We start from the raw sequence: 16,114 nt of genomic DNA, 5'->3' as shown, positions 1-16,114 counted from the left end.
CTCGTCCGTCGGCGGTCAGCGACTCCTTGGCGGTGCTTTCCATAGGCTGAATTCTATCGAGAGAGTGACTGGTCGGTAACAAGCTGTCACAAGGGTGCGGGCGACGGAGTGGCATAGGGTGGCGGGTGTGAAGCGCCCGCAGTCCGGCCCCGCCAGGGGCTGAAGCATTTGGCCTACTCGCTGTACGAGCGAAGGCTCCTCGCCGACCTCTCCTCCCAGTAAGCGCCCCAGCACATCGGGGTCGTGGTGGATGGAAACCGCAGATGGGCCAAGCTCGCGGCGCAGAGACCGCCGAGGGCCACGCGGCCGGAGCCCAGAAGATCGTGGAGTTCATCGATTGGTGTGCTGAGCTCGGCGTCCCCACCGTCACTCTCTACATGCTCTCCACCGACAACATGAGCCGCTCGGGGAGGAGCTGGACCAGCTCATGCGCATCATCGGGGACCTGCTGGACCAGCTCGCCGAATCCCGGCCGGGCGGACGCCCGCTCCGTGTGCACCCGGTGGGCCAGCCCGAGCTCCTTCCGGAGCCCCTGGCCCAGAAGCTGTGGTGCGTCACGACCGCGACCGGCTCCATCCCGCTCGTCAGCCCTGAAGGGGTGCGGATGAGGAGCCCTGCGTCCATGTGAACGTCGCCGTGGGCTACGGCGGACGGCAGGAGATCACCGACGCGGTGAAGGACCTCCTCCTGAAGGCCGCCGACGAGGGTGAGGATCTGCGGCAGGTCGCAGACCGGCTCACTCCCGACCAGATCGGCGAACGGCTCTACACCCGCGGTCAGCCGGATCCTGATCTGATCATCCGCACCTCCGGCGAGCAGCGTCTCTCTGGCTTCCTCATGTGGCAGTCGGCCTATTCGGAGTTCTACTTCGCTGAGGCGCTCTGGCCCGATTTTCGCAGGGTGGACTTCCTCCGAGCCCTGAGGGACTTCGCCAAGCGGCAGAGGCGCTTCGGCAGCTGAGAGCAGCTGTTCACCTGTTCGTCACCTGCCGTTTCGTGTGTTCTCCCTCATACGGCCGCGCGCAGGCTTAGATTAGAAGTGTCAGAACCCTGACCGGAAGGCCCAGACCATATGCGCTATGGCAGAAGGGGCCGGTCTGGTCCCTGGCCGTCAGTGCGGCCATGGGTCGGCCGACCATCATCCGACCGAGGATGCGTCGAGACTATGACGCCTGCGGCGCATCTGAGACCCGTCTGGAGACACTGTGGCCACCACCCCGCTCGCCGCCCCGCTGATGCCGCTGCACTCGAAACAGCCGTATCGCAGGAGGTCGCACAGAAGTCTTACGTGCTAGACACCTCAGTTCTGCTCTCCGATCCGAAGGCAGTCCTGCGCTTCGCCGAGCACGAAGTGATCATTCCGATCGTCGTGATCTCCGAGCTGGAGAAGAAGCGCCACGATTCGGAGCTGGGCTACTACGCCCGCTCGGCCCTGCGCCTGCTGGACGAGCTGCGCACCGCCCATGGAGCCCTGAACCAGCCGGTGCCGCTGAACAGCCAGGGCGGTCACCTGCTGGTCGAGCTCAACCACATCAGCCAGGAGGTTCTGCTTAGTTACTTCCGGGGCCGGAGAACGACGCCCGAATTCTTGCGGTGGCGAAGTCGTTCGCCGACGAAGGGCGGGCGGTGACAGTGGTCTCGAAGGACCTTCCTATGCGGGTGAAGGCCTCAGCCATGGGGCTCGACGCCGATGAGTACCGCAGCGAGTGGGTGGCGGACTCCGGGTGGACGGGCCTCGCAGAGGTGACTGCGGCCGACGACCAGGTCGCCGAGCTCTACGACGGCGAGCGCGTCGAGCTGGAGGAGGCTGATGATCTGCCCACCAACACGGGATTGGTCATCCAGTCCGGCTGCGGGTCCGCACTGGGCCGGGTGAAGCAGGATGCCGCATCGAAGAAGTACGTGCAGGTGGCCCGGGCGGACCGCGACGTGTTCGGCCTCCACGGCCGCTCCGCCGAGCAGCGGCTGGCGATCGACATGCTGATGGACCGCGAGATCGGCATCGTCTCCATGGGAGGCCGAGCGGGCACCGGCAAGTCTGCGCTCGCCCTGTGCGCCGGACTGGAGGCAGTGCTGGAGCGCCGGGAGCACCGGAAGATCGTCGTCTTCCGTCCGCTCTACGCGGTGGGCGGACAGGAGCTGGGCTACCTCCCTGGCTCAGAGGCCGAGAAGATGAACCCGTGGGGCCAAGCCGTCTATGACACGCTCAGCGCCCTGGTCTCCGAGAACGTGCTCGAGGAGATTATGGCCCGCGGCCTGCTGGAGGTGCTGCCGCTGACCCACATCCGCGGGCGCTCCTCCATGATGCGTGGGTCATCGTCGATGAGGCCCAGTCCTTGGAGAAGAACGTCCTGCTCACCGTGATGTCCCGCATGGGGCAGAACTCGAAGATCGTTCTGACGCACGACGTTGCTCAGCGCGACAATCTGCGGGTCGGCCGCCATGACGGCATCGCAGCCGTCGTCGAGACGCTGAAGGGAAACGCGCTGTTCGGCCACATCACCCTCACCCGATCGGAGCGCAGCCGCATCGCCGCCCTGGTCACAGAGCTGCTGGAGGAGTGACGCGCTGACCGCCCCGGAGGCTCAGAACCACGGAGGAGCCTCATCCGATGCGGCCGGGGTGCGGGAGGGGCGGCTGCGGCGCTCCTCCCGCACCCCTCTTGTGAAGATCCAGGCAACCGCGACGTTGGCGACGGCCCCGGCCAGATGCCCGGTCCAGGAGACGCGCATCCCGGCGGCCACCGGCATCATGCCGACCAGCATGGAGAGGCCGTAGAAGACGATGACGAAGATCGCGAAGACCATGGCCATCACTCGTCGCGTGATGAGCCCATAGATGATGAGGAAGCTTATGAACCCGTAGATCACGCCGGATGCGCCCACATGCCCGCCCCACGAGGAGCCGTCCGGACGCAGCACCCACGGGGTTCCGATCAGCCACAGGACGATGCCTGAGACGAGCCAGATGCCGGACATGACAAAGGTGAACCGGCGGGTGAGCAGCGAGACCATGCCGCCGAGCACCAGCCAGGAGAACGTATTGCCGAGCAGGTGGCCGAAGCTGCCGTGGAGCACAGGCATGAAGAGGATGCCGCTGAGCCCCTCGAGACTGCGCGGCGTCAGACGCAGGGTGAGATTCAGCCAGTTGCCCGTCCACATGTTGACCAGCCACAGCAGCCACATCACCGCCAGCGGCAGGAGCACCGGAAGGAAGGTGCGCACCATCGAGTGCTTCAGCTCCGTGCCCAGCGAACGCTGAGGCTCGTGGTGATCGTCCCCGGGCTGCAGGTGCAGGCTCATGCCTCCACCATAGGCGAGGCGTCTGGCGGCAGTCGCCCCAGGCACCCTGGCTGTGACCCTGAAACCCACCCTGATCCGTACGTGTCATCCGGCTCACAGCCGGACTAGGATGACCCGGAGAGCGGACCGGGACCCCGGTCTGCGCCGAACCGCACAGACGGGAGTAGCGACATATGGCTGAGACCGAGTACCGGGTCGAGAAGGACACGATGGGCGAGGTGAAGGTGCTTACCCACGCGCTGTACCGGGCACAGACCCAGCGTGCAGTGGAGAACTTCCCCATCTCCGGAAGGACCCTCGAGCGAGCTCACATTGAGGCGCTCGCCCGGGTGAAGAAGGCCGCGGCCAAGGCGAACGCGGAGCTGGGCGTGCTCGACGAGGAGCTTGCCGAAGCAATCGTGGTCGCCGCCGAGCAGGTCGAGTCGGGCGACCTTGACGAGCACTTCCCCGTGGATGTCTTCCAGACCGGCTCCGGAACGTCGTCCAACATGAACACCAATGAGGTGCTCTCCTCACTGGCCAACCAGCACCTGGAGGCCAAGGGGTCGGAGAAGCGGGTCCACCCCAACGATCACGTCAATGCCTCCCAGTCCTCCAATGACGTGTTCCCGACGTCGGTGCATGTTGCCGTCACCTCCGCGCTGGTCAATGACCTGAAGCCTGCCTTGGCGTACCTCGCCGAGCACCTCGAGGCCAAGGCTGAGGAGTTCAAGGACATCGTCAAGTCCGGACGGACGCACCTGATGGACGCCACCCCTGTGACGCTGGGCCAGGAGTTCTCCGGCTATGCGGCCCAGGTGCGGTACGGCATCGAGCGGATCGACTCCTCCCTGCCGCGCGTCGCCGAGGTTCCGCTGGGCGGCACCGCAGTGGGCACCGGGATCAACACGCCGCTGGGCTTCGCAGAGAAGGCCATCAGGAACCTCGCCGAAGACTCCGGCCTTCCGATCACTGAGGCCAGAGACCACTTCGAGGCTCAGGCCAACAGGGACGGCCTGGTGGAGGCCTCCGGGCAGCTGCGGACCATCGCCTACAGCTTCATGAAGATCAACAATGACCTGCGTTGGATGGGTTCGGGCCCCAACACAGGACTGGGGAGATCGCGCTGCCTGATCTGCAGCCCGGCTCCTCCATCATGCCCGGCAAAGTCAACCCGGTGATCTGCGAGTCTGCTATCCAGGTCTCCGCCCAGGTGATCGGCAACGACACCACCGTGGCGCTCTCCTCCACCAACGGTGCCTTCGAGCTGAATGTGGGCATCCCCGTCATGGCGGCCAATGTCCTGGAGTCGATCCGACTGCTGACCAACACCTCACGGGTCATGTCCGACAAGATGATCAAGGGGCTGACAGCCAACGAGGAGCGAGCCGCGTTCCTTGCGGGCGCATCGCCTTCGGTCGTCACCCCTCTGAACAAGCACATCGGCTACGAAGCCGCGGCCGAGATCGCGAAGCACGCCGTGAAGAGCAAGGTCACCGTCCGTGAGGCGGTCGTGGAGCTCGGCTACCTCGAGCGAGGAGACCTCACCGAGGAGCAGCTGGACGAGGCGCTGGACGTCAAGCGCATGACCCAGCCCGGCTGATCACCGCCACTTAGCCGCAGCCCCGGCGTCGAGAGCCCATTCCAAGGATTCTCGATGGCCGGGGCTCAGCGGTTCTGGGAGCCCGTCCACCGGGAACCACCCGACATCAGTCGACTCGTCGTCATTGACGTGCGGCTCCCCGGACACCCACTCCATCTCGAAGACCGTATCCACGTAGCGGCATCTGTCGCCGTTGGGGTACTCGATCAGCCGGGTCGCCGCCACGCCGGCGACCCGGACTGGCCGCACCACCGTCCCGGTCTCCTCGTGCACTTCGCGCACCGCACCCGCGGCGGGCTCCTCCCGGGATCGAGGATGCCGGAGGTGATCATCCAGGCCCCGTTGTCAGACCTGCGAACCAGCAGCACCTCGGGCGCGTCCAGGGCGGAGCCGTCCGCGTCGCGGCGTCTGATGACCGCGGCGCGGACCGATGGCAGAAGCAGCTCTTTGTGCCCGATGTCCTCGCGGAGCGCTGTGATGAAGTCTGGTGTGGCCACGGCCTCACCCTAGTAGGAGGGCCGCCGCAGTGCCGGTCAGCATGAACGGTCCCAGCGGCAGACGCGAGCGGCCTTCGGCCCTGCGGAGAGCCAGAAGCGTCAGAACGGCCAAGTTTAGCGAGCATCAGGGTCGATGCCACGGCGAGCACCGCGGAGCTCCAGCCGAAGAATCCGCTGTGGAGGCCGAGGATGAAGGCCAGCTTCACGTCGCCCAGGCCGACGGCTGAGGCAAAGATGAGGCGCACAGCCATAAATCCCAAGGACCACAGGATGCGGCCACGATTCCGCGGAGAAGGCCGTACGCGTCGCCGGTGAGCGCAGCGACTGCGATGAACAGGCCTGCCGAGACCGCGGCCCAGGGGTAGACGATGGTGTTGGGCAGTCGATGCTCGCGGACATCGACGATGCTGAGCAGCACCGCGCAGATCAGGCAGATGGCGCCGATGATCAGCAGCACCACCCCTGCGCCAGTGCCGCTCCCTGAGCTCAGCAGCTCTTCGATCCGTTCGACCACGGGCACAGCCTATGCGCACTCACGGCGGACGAGGGTGCTGTGCAAAACTGAGGCCCATGGACGAGCAGCAGGGCGCACAGCGCTATCCCTCAGAAGGCGGAATCAACTTTCACACGCGCAAGTGGGTCAAGCCTGAGGATCTCAATCCCAATGGGACCCTGTTCGGGGCAGCCTGCTGCGCTGGATCGACGAGGAGGCCGCGATCTACGCGATTCTGCAGCTGGGCAACGAGCGGGTCGTCACCAAGTTCATGTCCGAGATCAGCTTTGAGGCCTCCGCGCAGCAGGGCGATCTGATCGAGATGGGCCTGCTGGCCACCAGCTTCGGCCGTACGTCGCTGACCATGCGATGCGTGGTGCGAAACATGGTCACCCGAAAGAAGATCCTGACCATCGAGAAGCTGGTCTTCGTCAACATCGGCCCAGAGGGAGTCCCTGCACCGCACGGCTTCACGGATATCACCTACAACCGGGATCGGATGCCCGGACAGCGGCTGTCCGACGGCGACAGCGACGACTGACAGCGTCAGGGGTTGCGCGCCGGACGCGGAATCCTCAGAGCTCGCCGAGCTGGGTGACCAGGTCGGCTCGTCCCTCGGCGAGGCGGTACGTGACGCCCGCAACTGCCGTCTTCCCGGACTCGACTGCGTCGTGGAGGACCGTGGAGCGGGAGATCATCCGCTGCACGGTCTGCTTCACGTGCTCTTCGACGGCTTCGTTCACGGTGGACGCGCTACTCGCTGAGCCGCCACGATGGAGGGGGTGATCCGCTCGACGAGATCGCGCACGTATCCGCCCGGGAACTCGCCGGTCTCAGAGGAGTTCATGGTCGCTGCGACGGCCCCGCAGGAGTCGTGGCCCAGGACGAGGATCAGAGGCACGTTGAGCACGTCCACGCTGAACTCCAGCGAACCCATCACTGCGTCGTCGAGGACCTGTCCGGCTGTGCGGACGACGAAGACATCGCCCAGACCGACGTCGAAGATGATCTCCGCTGCCAGTCGTGAGTCCGAGCATCCCAGAATGGCAGCCACAGGGTGCTGCGAGTCCGTCAGGGACGAGCGGCGAGCGGCGTTCTGGTTCGGGTGGGCAACCTCTCCCGCGACGAAGCGGGCGTTGCCGTCCTGCAGCTTCTTCCACGCCTCAGCGGGAGTGGGCTGACTCTCAGACATTCTCAGGGTCCTCTCTCAGGGATTCGACCACGGCCTCCACTGCTGTGAGGAACTCGTCGTCCCCGGCGTCGCCGCCGATCACCACGGTGGTGCCGTCGACGTCGTTGTTCTCCTCGGTGAGCACCCAGTAGCGGCGCTCCTGATCACCGTCATGGTATAGCTCGAACGTCATTCCCGCCGCGCTCTGCTCGTTTACGGCGTTACGAGTGGTCGATCTCCTCGGCGAGCCAGGACGGCTGCGGGTCCTCGGTCTGAGCGAAGCCGACGAAGTTCATGGCCGTGGTGGTGTACCCCACCTCCCACACGTCCACTCCGTGGTCCACGCGCGATTCCCAGCGGGCGTAGTTGGCGGTCCAGTCATCCGGCACCGCCGGTGAGAGGGGGAGTAGGCGGTGACTCCGGCGTCGTCCAGCGCAGCCGCCTCGCCCTCGACGTCCTCGTCCGGGATGAACGTGTAGTCGGGCTCGGGGCTGAGGAAGTAGAAGCCGCCCATGATGAGCACCAGGACCAGCATCGTCATCAGCATTCCGAACATCGGCGTCGTCAGTCGTTTGTGCTGGGCCTCCGTGAGCTGAGGAGTGGGAAGCTCCTCCTCGGATTCGTGCTCGGCACGGGCGTCTGGCTCAGCCTCATGGTGCGGGCCGCTCTCCGGGTTCTGCTCAGGTCGATCTGTCACGCTCCCTATTCTCGCATTGAGCTGCGCGCGCGGGCGCCCGATAGGCTGGGCCCATCGACAACGACGTTGATCACCAACCACGACGGGAAAGGCCTTCCTATGAGCGGCTACGACGAGACCAACGCCGACCAGCACTACTCGCATCTGAGCTCACGGCTCGCCGTCGGGGACACTGAGCCGGACCGGAACCTTGCGCTCGAGCTCGTCCGAGTGACCGAAGCGGCCGCAATCGTGCGGCGGTGCATGGGTGGGCCGCGGAGACAAGCTTGCCGCTGACGGCTCCGCGGTCGACGCGATGCGCTCCCTGCTGGACACGGTGAACCTCAACGGAGTCGTCGTCATCGGCGAAGGGGAGAAGGATGAAGCCCCGATGCTGTTCAACGGTGAGCAGGTCGGCAACGGCACGGGCGCTGAGGCCGATGTTGCCGTAGACCCGATCGACGGCACGCGGCTGACCGCGCTCGGATACGACAACGCTCTCGCCGTGCTCGCGGTGGCTGAGCGGGGCTCCATGTTCGATCCCTCAGCGGTGTTCTACATGGAGAAGCTGGTGACCGGGCCGGAGGCCGCCGACCTGGTGGACCTGCGCCTTCCGGTGAAGCAGAACCTGCACCTTGTCGCCAAGGCGACGGGAAAGCGCATCGACCAGCTCAACGTCTGCGTGCTGGACCGTCCGCGCCACGCCGGGCTCGTCCAGGAGATCCGAGACGCCGGGGCCCGGACTCGCTTCATCATGGACGGCGATGTTGCTTAGCGCGATCGCCGCAGCGCGTGAGGGAACGGGCGTGGACGTCCTGATGGGCACCGGGGACTCCCGAAGGCATCGTGACGGCCTGCGCCATCAAGGCCACCGGCGGAGTCATTCAGGGTCGGCTGGCGCCCACCAACGAGGAGGAGCGTCAGAAGGCGGCCGACGCTGGTCACGACGTGACCAAGGTGCTGACCACCGACGAGCTCGTCACCAGCGACAACTGCTACTTCGCTGCAACCGGCATCACCGACGGAGACCTGCTCCGCGGCGTGCGCTACCAAGGCGACAGGGTCTTCACCCAGTCTTTGGTGATGCGCTCCAAGTCCGGCACGGTGCGCACCGTCGAGGCGGAGCACCATGCCCGGAAGTGGGAGTCCTACACGTCCCGCTGAGACGGGCGGCGTGTCGGGTGAGCGAAGGACGAGTGCGTGGCTGAGCGGCTGACGCGCGGGCAGCTGGGGCTCGCCTGCGGGATCACAGCAGGGGCAGGCTTCGTGGACGGGGTGGGGTTCATCCACCTGGGCGGCTACTTCGTCTCCTTCATGTCGGGGAACTCCACTCGCGCTGCGGCGGATCTTGCCTCGGGCGATCTCCTGGGATGGGCGCGTGCTCTGGGGCTCGTCCTTGCCTTCGTGTTCGGCGTGGTGCTGGCGTCCGTGGTGTCGCACCGTGGGGAGGCGCGGCTGCGCGTGACGGCACGGCGGTCCAGCCTCAGCTGCGAGCCATGTGGCTTGCCGCTGCGGTGCTGACGCTCGCTGCGGTGTGCGGCAGCCTGTTTCGGCTGGGCCATGGGGAGGGCTGGTGGTTCGCGGTGGCTCCCTGATCGCCGCCGCGATGGGTGCGGTGAATGCGACCTTCACCCGCGGGGGTGAGGTCAGTGTGGGGCTCACATACATGACTGGCGCGCTGGTCAAGGCCGCCCAGCATTTCGCGGCCCTGCTGCAGGGCCGCCCGAACACGGTGTGGCTGCGCTACGCGGCGCTCTGGTCGTCCATCGCGGCAGGCTCTGCGGCCGGGGCGGTCTGCTACCTGGCGTGGGACCTGTGGGCGGTGTGGATCGCTGTTCTGGGACTGCTGGCCTGTGCGGCCGCTGTGGGTCTGCGCCGCCCTCAGAACTGAGCGAGGAGCTCCTTCCAGAACGACTTCCATCGGGGAATCTCATCCTGGGTCGGCAGCCTGCTGTGCTGGACCGCCACGACGGCCTTTCCGGGCGACTTCTCGCTGATGGTGACGTCGGCGCGGGTGCCGTCGGCCAGCTTCACGCGCCAGTAGCGCCACGTGTCGGTTGACGATGCGGTGGGCCGCTCCTCCGCCGGGACCCCTCCGAACTCCTGCATGCCTGCCACCACCTCGAGGAGCCGTGCGAGGGCGGCGTCCTTATCCCCGTGGACGGTCTTCGAGGCCGAGGCGCTGAAGTCCCCGGTGTGGGACTGCCCCGGAACGCGCAGACCCCTCTCATGCTCGTACGCGATCGCGGCGCCCTGAGCCCACCAGCCGCGCGAGGCCATATGCTCCGGCATGCGCTCGAATGTGATCTTCGCAATCTCAGCGTGGGGAGCTGTGCGGCCCCGGCCTCGTCGAGGAGCGCGACCCATTCTGTCCAAGCGATGCCGCTGGCCTGCTCGATCCCAGACGTGCTCTGAGGCTTCACCATGAGCCGAGCCTAGAGCCGGTCGGCCGCCGACGCCAGAGACGGTCGACCCTCGGCTGGAGGGCTCACGTAGTAATGTGCGCCGCATGGTGAAGCAGTCCGCATGGCAGCCCTCCGCATACCTCGCGTACGCCTCAGAACGTACCCAGCCGCTCATCGACCTCATCTCCCGAGCGCGGGTGCCCGGTGCGTCCCGGGTGGTGGACCTTGGGTGCGGTCCGGGCAACGGGCTGCCCATCCTGAGGGCGGCGTGGCCGGATGCGCTGATCACCGGCATCGATTCCAGCCCGGACATGCTCGCGCGGGCCCGCGAGGCCTCGGACGATGCACAGATGTCATTCGTGGAGGCGGATATTCGCGACGTCGGGCGGACACACCTCCCCGACGGCGAGCCTAACCGACGTGCTGGTCTCCAACGCTGCCCTGCACTGGGTCCCTGAGCATCGCGAGCTGCTTCCGCAGCTGATGGAGCTGGTTGCACCGGGGGCACCCTGGCAGTCCAGGTTCCGGGAACTTCTCGAATCCGAGCCATCGGCTTCTCTATGAGATGGCCTCAGCTGTGCCCTACCGCGCAGCCGTGGACATGTCGCAGCTGATCAGACCCACGGCTTCGCCTGAGGAGTATCTCTTCGACCTTGCCCAGCACGGCTGGGAGGCCGAGGCGTGGGAGACCACGTACTGCCACGTCCTTCAGGGTGAGGACCCGGTCTTCGAATGGATATCGTCCACCGGGGCGAGGCCCGTGCTGGATCAGCTGGAGGGCAGCCTTCGTGAGCGGTTCGTCGCGGAGTACAAAGAGGCGCTGCGGCAGGCGTACCCGCGCAGTGCGATCGGGACGGTGCTTCCGTTCCGACGGGTCTTCTTCACGGCCCGGCGGAGCGGCGCATAGGCATCCCCGCCTGAGCCTCCGAGTCTCAGCCGCGGGTGCGGTACTGGGCGATGATGGGGCAGTCCATCGGGTCGGCCTGTCCGAGCCCCACATCGTTGAGGTAGCGGATGACGATTCCGTATGACTCGATGAGTCCGGTCTCGGCGTAGGGGATCTGCTTCTCGGCGCAGAACTCCTCCACGATGGGCTTGACCTTGTGGAGGTTGGGGCTGGGCATGCGGGGAAGATGTGGTGCTCGATCTGGAAGTTCAGGCCGCCCATGCCCCAGTCGATGAGGCGCCCACCTCGAATGTTCCGTGCGGTCAGGATCTGTCGCTGCAGGAAGTCAACCTTTGAGTCTTTGGGGATCACCGGCATGCCCTTGTGGTTGGGGGCGAAGCTTGCTCCCATGTACACGCCGAACACGGCGACCTGCACTGCGATGAAGGCCAGTCCCACCAGTGGGCCCATAGCCCAGATCACCAGGAGTGGGAAGCCGATGAGGCGCACTGCCAGGAGGGCCGCCTCGGTCCCGCGATGCTTGACCTTCGTGGCGCGAATCACAGCATCGACGGCGCTCACGTGCAGCGCCCAGCCGAACATGGTCAGCAGCGGGAAGAGCATCCAGCCCTGTCGCCGGGCGAACCAGGCCGCAAAGCCGGTGCGCTTCTCAGCATCTTCGGGGATGAACGCGATGAAGCCCGGTTCGATGTCACCGTCCTTGCCGACGGTGTTCGGGTTGGCGTGGTGCTTGCCGTGCTTCTTGGCCCACCATGCGTAGGAGAGTCCCACAATGCCGTTGCCGATGATGCGCGACAGCCATTCGTTGCGGCGACCGTTGGAGAAGACCTGCTGGTGGGCTGCGTCGTGCGACAGGAACGCGACCTGAGTGAAGAGGACGCCGAAGACGACTGCCGTCAGCAGCTGCCACCATGATTCGCCCAGCATGACCAGCATGACGCCTACTCCGGCGAAGGCGAGGACCAATGCGATGACGCGCCCGATGTAGGCCTGCGCGCGCCGGTCCATCAGCCCTGCCTCTTTGACCTTATTGGAGAGCTCGAAGAAGTCCTTGGTCTGCTGGCTGCGGGCGGAGTGGCTGCCCGCGGCTGTGCGCCGCTCCGACCGGCGAGAGGTGCGGCCTGGTGCCGGGGCGCATCCGCGCGCGTCTCATCAGTGATCGTCATACCGCTTATGCTATGTCCCTGCCGCAGCTCCGCGCGTCCCCGTCGGAGCCAACCTGACCCCCTACCCCGGTAGGGGCTGGGCATCCTGGCGGGGCTCGAGAGGCAGATCCGCGCACACCAGGAAGCCCCTGAGCGCGTGGGGGCCGCCGCAGAGCTGCCGCCGACCGCCGTCGCGCGCTCACGCATTCCGTTCAGACCGCGCCGAGCTCCGGGCGCGGAGGGCAGGAGGCCTGAAGGCGCAGGCTCGTTCTCGACCGCCACCTGCACCCCGGGCCGTCCGCCCACCTGGCACGGGCTCAGCCGCACGGTGATGGCGGCCTCAGGTGCGTGGCGGACGGCGTTGCTCAGCGCCTCCTGGACGATGCGGTATGCGGCGAGACCTGTCGCCGGACTCGCGCGCGCGAGCGTCGCTGCCTCGTCGGCTCGGTCAGGCCCCAGTAGTCGATGGGCGCTCCCGAGGCCCGCGTGCTCTCGATCAGGGCGTCGATGTCCTCGATGCCCGGCTCGGGTGCGGTCGGCGCCTCCGATTCATCGCGCAGAATGCTCAGCAGGCTGCGCATCTCACTGAGCGCCTGGCGAGACGATGCTGCGATGTCGGCGAACTCCTGGCGTGAGACCTCGTCCACCTGCGGGTTCCGGTATGGGGCCGTGCTCGCCTGCACACTGATCACGGACATGCTGTGGGCGACGACATCGTGCAGCTCTCTGGCGATCCGGTTGCGCTCTTCGAGCTCCTGCCGCCGCCGATCCTGCTGCGCGCTGCTGGCCTCGGCCGCTTCGACGCGCCCGGCGCTGAGGATCCACAGCCTCAGCGAGATGCGGCAGCGACCGTCCCGGCCGTCACGGCGCTGAAGACGATTCCGCTGCTCAGTGCGCCGGTCGGCAGCTCCGGTGAGGCCCAGATGAGGGCGGTCGCCGTCATGAAGGATCCTCCCAGCCACCCGGCGGCAGACCATATCCAAGGCCAGGAGAGTGCTGCTACGCCCAGCACAGCGCACTGCGTGACGATGGCGGTCACGGGCCAGGGCCACACGATGACGCCCGCACCGGCGGTGGCGATCATCAGGCCCGTTCCTGCGGCCAGCGAGAGGGGAGGCCTGCGGCGGGCCATCGCAGCGTCAGCACGACTGCGGTGCAGTGGGCCGCCACGAGGGCCATGGTCAGGGCGGCGTTGAGGAGTAGACCGCGGCGACCACCGGCCATCCGACCGCGAGGAGAGCGGTCGCCGCCGCGATGACGCCGATCCACGCGTAGAGGCTCATGTGCAGAACACGACGGCCCGACAGGATCACCCGGGCGCCGGTGAGGGCCCGGGGCTGCTGCTGATCAGCTCCCTGATGGGTGGGGTAGCTTGTAGCTGTGCCTGCCACCGGTTCTGCCTCCTCTGCTGTACGTGTCCTCATTGTGGACGATCAGTCCATGATCCGCGCAGGCTTCGCAGCCCTGCTGGATGCTCAGGAGGATATAGATGTGGTGGGGACGGCCGAGGACGGCGTAAGCATCACCGACGTTGTACGGCGCACTCGGCCTGACGTCGTGCTGATGGACATTCGGATGCCTCAGGTCAATGGGCTCGACGCGACGCGTGCGGTCCTCAGTATGCCTGGAGATGCGCCGAGAATCCTCATGCTCACCACTTTCGATGCTGACGAATACGTCTTCGGCGCGCTGCGGGCTGGGGCGAGCGGGTTCCTCCTCAAGGATGCTGCCCCCGACGAGCTCATCCATGCGGTTCGCGTGGTCGCCGAAGGTGAATCGCTGCTCTCCCCGAAGATCACGCGCACCCTCATCGCCGACTATGCAGCGAGGCCGGTCAGCTCACCGTTCGGTGAGCACGCCCTCGAGGTGCTCACCGAACAGGAGTCCGATGTGCTGCGCCTGGTGGCGCGCGGCCGCTCCAACAGGGAGATCGCCGAGGATCTGTTCCTCGCCGAGCAGACGGTGAAGACGCACGTCTCCAGAATTCTCAGGAAGCTGGATCTGAGGATCGCACCCAGGCCGTCGTCGCCGCGTACGAGGCGGGCCTGGTCAGGCCCGGAGACTAGGGAGGCGAAGCAGCGGGGCCTGCAGCGACCGCTCAGGACCCTCAGGTCTGCCGAATCACCGGAGGCCCAATGCCCGGTCGCGGTTCACCTGCCGTGTCGCGGAGGTGATCGTGAAGAGGAAATGATCGTGCCGACGTAGAAGAAGCCGATCGTCAGCAGGAAGAGGATCCCCTTGATGTACTTCCCGATGTAGAAGTACTGGAGCCCTGCCACGAAGAAGAAGCCCAGAATCGTCAGAACCAGGGCCAGCCCGGATCCTTCTGCGGACCGTCGACACCACGAGAAGCCATGGCTGCATTCTACGCAGGCCGAGGCGCGCGGCTCATCCGTGGCCTCCGGAGGCTCGCTCGCGGAGCTCGACGGGGTGGGCCCAAGGGTCAGAGCGGCCTCCCAGCTTCTGCCGCCTGTCTGGAGTGCTCCCACGCCTGCCTGAGGGCCCAGAACTTTCGCCAGTGCGCGGCAAGATGGTCAGGAAGCCTGGTGGACCACCGTCTCGGCCTCCGATATGGCCACCGCGAGCAGCAGCGCCTCGCTGCCGGTCTCCCGCTCGCGGTGCGGCCAGGGCTTCCAGGTGCCGGCTGCGGCATCGACGAGCTCCTCCTCTGCGCGAAGACCTGCCACCAGCTGCATGACCACCGAGTCGCTGAGCGGCTTGGCCCGTCCCTCGCGCGTCAGGCCCTTGGTCTTGAAGTCGATCAGGCACAGGCGGCCGCCGATCTCTGCAACCAGGTCCAGTGTCCCCGCGTAGCCGACCTGGTGATTCCAGACGGTGACCTCAGCCGCAACGGGCCTGACTCCGTACATGTCCCACCATTCGTCGAACCGGTCGGCGAAGGCCGTCTCACCGTGCTCCTCAAGGAGACGGTGAGCACCGTCGAGGTCGGCCCCGGGCTCACCGAGCATCGCCAGAGCCACGTGCTCCGCGTAGCTGTGGACGCGGTCCCCCGTGCGGCAGCGTCGTCACGGAATCGCTCTGCGGCGGAAGAGGCATTGCGCGCCAGGCGACGCAGCTCGCCGGGACTCCCCACGCAGGCGGCCAGCTGAGCGTCCTGCGCCAGGGCCGTTGCGGCCATGTGGTAAGCCCACCCGGTCAGGTCCTTGGCCTCTTGGCCTATGACCGTGGTGATCGAGGGACTTCGGGCGGGGAGTTGAGGGACCGCGAGTACATGCGGCCGAACTCTGTGCTGTGCGCCAACGCAGGATCAGTCATGGCCCACGAGTCTGCCACGTCGGTCAGACATGCTGGGAGCCGTTCAACTGGACGACCTGGTAAGCTTGGGTTAAAGTGTCATGTCGTCGGAACGCGGGGAACCTTGAGTTCGACCGATGTGCGGATGTAGCTCAGCTGGCTAGAGCATCACCTTGCCATGGTGAGGGTCGCGAGTTCGAATCTCGTCATCCGCTCGCATATCAGCTTCGGCTGATGCGAAGTGGCCGATGCAGTCGGCTGCTGATTCACCGTGGGGCTTGTCTCCGCGGCCCGGTGGGAGTGAGAGTCCACTGGGTTGGGACGGGCGTCCCACGCCCGAAGCAGGGTGGGGTGGCCGAGTGGTTAGGCAACGGTCTGCAAAACCGTCAATGCGGGTTCGATTCCCGTCCCCACCTCGGAGCTAGTACACTGGCTCAGCCTGATGAAGGCGCGATTGGCGCAGCGGTAGCGCGCTTCCCTGACACGGAAGAGGTCACTGGTTCGATCCCAGTATCGCGCACGGCACGAGGCTAAGGCCTCGAGCCGCATGATGCGGATGTAGCTCAGCTGGCTAGAGCATCACCTTGCCATGGTGAGGGTCGCGAGTTCGAATCTCGTCATCCGCTCTGCGAAGAGGCGAAGCCCCGAAGTCCCCGACTTCGGGGCTTCGCTGCGTCTGTGG

At 66.3% G+C, this 16,114-nt stretch carries 14 protein-coding genes, 4 tRNA genes and 9 pseudogenes; 14 read left to right on the top strand and 13 right to left on the bottom strand.

Annotation, left to right across the window (positions count from 1 at the left end):
• Positions 1–234 precede the first annotated feature (234 nt).
• Together uppS and K0H76_RS14445 are read left to right on the top strand one after the other, a co-directional pair.
• Positions 235–960: pseudogene (uppS, locus tag K0H76_RS14450) on the top strand (polyprenyl diphosphate synthase).
• A 327-nt stretch (positions 961–1,287) separates the two neighbouring features.
• Positions 1,288–2,563 (top strand): annotated as a pseudogene (locus K0H76_RS14445) (PhoH family protein).
• 21 nt (positions 2,564–2,584) lie between these two features.
• Here the strand turns inward: K0H76_RS14445 and K0H76_RS14440 are convergent.
• Positions 2,585–3,301, bottom strand: coding sequence for a rhomboid family intramembrane serine protease (locus K0H76_RS14440; protein ID WP_258933418.1), 717 nt, complete (start codon positions 3,299–3,301; stop codon positions 2,585–2,587).
• Between the two features lie 173 nt (positions 3,302–3,474).
• Here K0H76_RS14440 and K0H76_RS14435 point away from each other — a divergent pair.
• Positions 3,475–4,883 (top strand): annotated as a pseudogene (locus K0H76_RS14435) (class II fumarate hydratase).
• Here K0H76_RS14435 and K0H76_RS14430 read toward each other — a convergent pair.
• The 3 genes from K0H76_RS14430 to K0H76_RS14420 all read right to left on the bottom strand — a co-directional run bounded on the left by K0H76_RS14430 (position 4,884) and on the right by K0H76_RS14420 (position 5,894).
• Positions 4,884–5,135, bottom strand: a complete 252-nt coding sequence (locus K0H76_RS14430; protein ID WP_258933417.1) for a hypothetical protein — start codon at positions 5,133–5,135, stop codon at positions 4,884–4,886.
• On the bottom strand, positions 5,090–5,380 hold the full coding sequence (locus tag K0H76_RS14425) for a hypothetical protein (protein WP_258933416.1): 291 nt from the start codon (positions 5,378–5,380) through the stop codon (positions 5,090–5,092). Before K0H76_RS14425 ends, K0H76_RS14430 begins: the two co-directional genes overlap by 46 nt.
• A gap of 202 nt (positions 5,381–5,582) precedes the next feature.
• Positions 5,583–5,894, bottom strand: coding sequence for a hypothetical protein (locus tag K0H76_RS14420; protein ID WP_258933415.1), 312 nt, complete (start codon positions 5,892–5,894; stop codon positions 5,583–5,585).
• Between the two features lie 56 nt (positions 5,895–5,950).
• Here K0H76_RS14420 and K0H76_RS14415 point away from each other — a divergent pair.
• Positions 5,951–6,414 (top strand): annotated as a pseudogene (locus K0H76_RS14415) (acyl-CoA thioesterase).
• Positions 6,415–6,448: 34 nt separating this feature from the next.
• Here the strand turns inward: K0H76_RS14415 and K0H76_RS14410 are convergent.
• The 3 genes and pseudogenes from K0H76_RS14410 to K0H76_RS14400 all read right to left on the bottom strand — a co-directional run bounded on the left by K0H76_RS14410 (position 6,449) and on the right by K0H76_RS14400 (position 7,433).
• A pseudogene (locus K0H76_RS14410) lies at positions 6,449–7,065 on the bottom strand (carbonic anhydrase).
• The gene (locus K0H76_RS14405; RefSeq protein WP_258933414.1) at positions 7,058–7,237 is read right to left on the bottom strand and encodes a DUF4245 domain-containing protein; all 180 of its coding nucleotides are present in this window, start codon (positions 7,235–7,237) and stop codon (positions 7,058–7,060) included. Before K0H76_RS14405 ends, K0H76_RS14410 begins: the two are co-directional and overlap by 8 nt.
• A gap of 28 nt (positions 7,238–7,265) precedes the next feature.
• Positions 7,266–7,433, bottom strand: a complete 168-nt coding sequence (locus tag K0H76_RS14400) for a DUF4245 domain-containing protein (RefSeq protein WP_258933413.1) — start codon at positions 7,431–7,433, stop codon at positions 7,266–7,268.
• Between the two features lie 407 nt (positions 7,434–7,840).
• Here K0H76_RS14400 and glpX point away from each other — a divergent pair.
• The 3 genes and pseudogenes from glpX to K0H76_RS14385 all read left to right on the top strand — a co-directional run bounded on the left by glpX (position 7,841) and on the right by K0H76_RS14385 (position 9,611).
• Positions 7,841–8,884: pseudogene (glpX, locus tag K0H76_RS14395) on the top strand (class II fructose-bisphosphatase).
• Between the two features lie 36 nt (positions 8,885–8,920).
• Complete coding sequence (locus K0H76_RS14390) at positions 8,921–9,241, top strand: DUF1275 family protein (protein ID WP_258933412.1); 321 nt, start codon at positions 8,921–8,923, stop codon at positions 9,239–9,241.
• Positions 9,242–9,293: 52 nt separating this feature from the next.
• Positions 9,294–9,611, top strand: a complete 318-nt coding sequence (locus K0H76_RS14385) for a DUF1275 family protein (protein ID WP_258933411.1) — start codon at positions 9,294–9,296, stop codon at positions 9,609–9,611.
• Here the strand turns inward: K0H76_RS14385 and K0H76_RS14380 are convergent.
• Positions 9,602–10,087, bottom strand: a complete 486-nt coding sequence (locus K0H76_RS14380) for a hypothetical protein (protein ID WP_258933410.1) — start codon at positions 10,085–10,087, stop codon at positions 9,602–9,604. The two genes, K0H76_RS14385 and K0H76_RS14380, sit on opposite strands and share 10 nt — an antisense overlap.
• Before the next feature lie 142 nt (positions 10,088–10,229).
• Between K0H76_RS14380 and K0H76_RS14375 the strand changes: the two genes are divergently transcribed.
• Positions 10,230–10,583, top strand: a complete 354-nt coding sequence (locus K0H76_RS14375; RefSeq protein ID WP_258933409.1) for a methyltransferase domain-containing protein — start codon at positions 10,230–10,232, stop codon at positions 10,581–10,583.
• Positions 10,584–10,690: 107 nt separating this feature from the next.
• Positions 10,691–11,032, top strand: coding sequence for a hypothetical protein (locus K0H76_RS14370; protein ID WP_258933408.1), 342 nt, complete (start codon positions 10,691–10,693; stop codon positions 11,030–11,032).
• A 25-nt stretch (positions 11,033–11,057) separates the two neighbouring features.
• Here the strand turns inward: K0H76_RS14370 and K0H76_RS14365 are convergent.
• From K0H76_RS14365 to K0H76_RS14355, 3 genes and pseudogenes are all read right to left on the bottom strand, one after another.
• A pseudogene (locus tag K0H76_RS14365) lies at positions 11,058–12,103 on the bottom strand (acyl-CoA desaturase); the annotation flags it as partial.
• Positions 12,104–12,542: 439 nt separating this feature from the next.
• Positions 12,543–13,139: a histidine kinase dimerization/phosphoacceptor domain-containing protein gene (locus tag K0H76_RS14360; protein ID WP_258933407.1), complete on the bottom strand. Its 597-nt coding sequence runs from the start codon at positions 13,137–13,139 to the stop codon at positions 12,543–12,545.
• Between the two features lie 219 nt (positions 13,140–13,358).
• Complete coding sequence (locus tag K0H76_RS14355) at positions 13,359–13,568, bottom strand: hypothetical protein (protein ID WP_258933406.1); 210 nt, start codon at positions 13,566–13,568, stop codon at positions 13,359–13,361.
• A 49-nt stretch (positions 13,569–13,617) separates the two neighbouring features.
• Here K0H76_RS14355 and K0H76_RS14350 point away from each other — a divergent pair.
• Positions 13,618–14,243: pseudogene (locus K0H76_RS14350) on the top strand (response regulator transcription factor).
• 84 nt (positions 14,244–14,327) lie between these two features.
• Here K0H76_RS14350 and K0H76_RS14345 read toward each other — a convergent pair.
• Together K0H76_RS14345 and K0H76_RS14340 are read right to left on the bottom strand one after the other, a co-directional pair.
• Entirely contained in the window at positions 14,328–14,666 is a 339-nt protein-coding gene (locus tag K0H76_RS14345) for a TM2 domain-containing protein (protein ID WP_258933405.1), read from the bottom strand.
• Positions 14,621–15,453, bottom strand: a pseudogene (locus K0H76_RS14340) (cytochrome). The gene K0H76_RS14345 and the pseudogene K0H76_RS14340 overlap by 46 nt, the downstream one beginning before the upstream one ends.
• A 120-nt stretch (positions 15,454–15,573) precedes the next feature.
• Here K0H76_RS14340 and K0H76_RS14335 point away from each other — a divergent pair.
• The 4 genes from K0H76_RS14335 (at position 15,574) to K0H76_RS14320 (ending at position 16,058) form a co-directional block, all read left to right on the top strand.
• Positions 15,574–15,647 (top strand) — tRNA-Gly (locus tag K0H76_RS14335).
• Positions 15,648–15,777: 130 nt separating this feature from the next.
• A tRNA-Cys gene (locus K0H76_RS14330) sits at positions 15,778–15,848 on the top strand.
• Positions 15,849–15,880: 32 nt separating this feature from the next.
• A tRNA-Val gene (locus tag K0H76_RS14325) sits at positions 15,881–15,952 on the top strand.
• Positions 15,953–15,984: 32 nt separating this feature from the next.
• Positions 15,985–16,058: transfer RNA gene (locus K0H76_RS14320), tRNA-Gly, on the top strand.
• Positions 16,059–16,114: the final 56 nt, after the last annotated feature.

Origin of the sequence: Nesterenkonia pannonica, assembly GCF_019575955.1 — a bacterium.
GTDB classification, from domain to species: domain Bacteria; phylum Actinomycetota; class Actinomycetes; order Actinomycetales; family Micrococcaceae; genus Nesterenkonia; species Nesterenkonia pannonica.
This window is presented reverse-complemented; position numbering and strand designations above follow the sequence as displayed.

What these genes read in the sequence shown, in the direction of transcription:
- K0H76_RS14440 (WP_258933418.1), bottom strand. Translation starts at nt 3,301, where the DNA reads ATGAGCCTGCACCTGCAGCCCGGGGACGATCACCACGAGCCTCAGCGT.
- K0H76_RS14405 (WP_258933414.1), bottom strand. Translation starts at nt 7,237, where the DNA reads ATGACGTTCGAGCTATACCATGACGGTGATCAGGAGCGCCGCTACTGG.
- K0H76_RS14380 (WP_258933410.1), bottom strand. Translation starts at nt 10,087, where the DNA reads ATGGGTCGCGCTCCTCGACGAGGCCGGGGCCGCACAGCTCCCCACGCT.
- K0H76_RS14375 (WP_258933409.1), top strand. Translation starts at nt 10,230, where the DNA reads ATGGTGAAGCAGTCCGCATGGCAGCCCTCCGCATACCTCGCGTACGCC.
- K0H76_RS14370 (WP_258933408.1), top strand. Translation starts at nt 10,691, where the DNA reads ATGGCCTCAGCTGTGCCCTACCGCGCAGCCGTGGACATGTCGCAGCTG.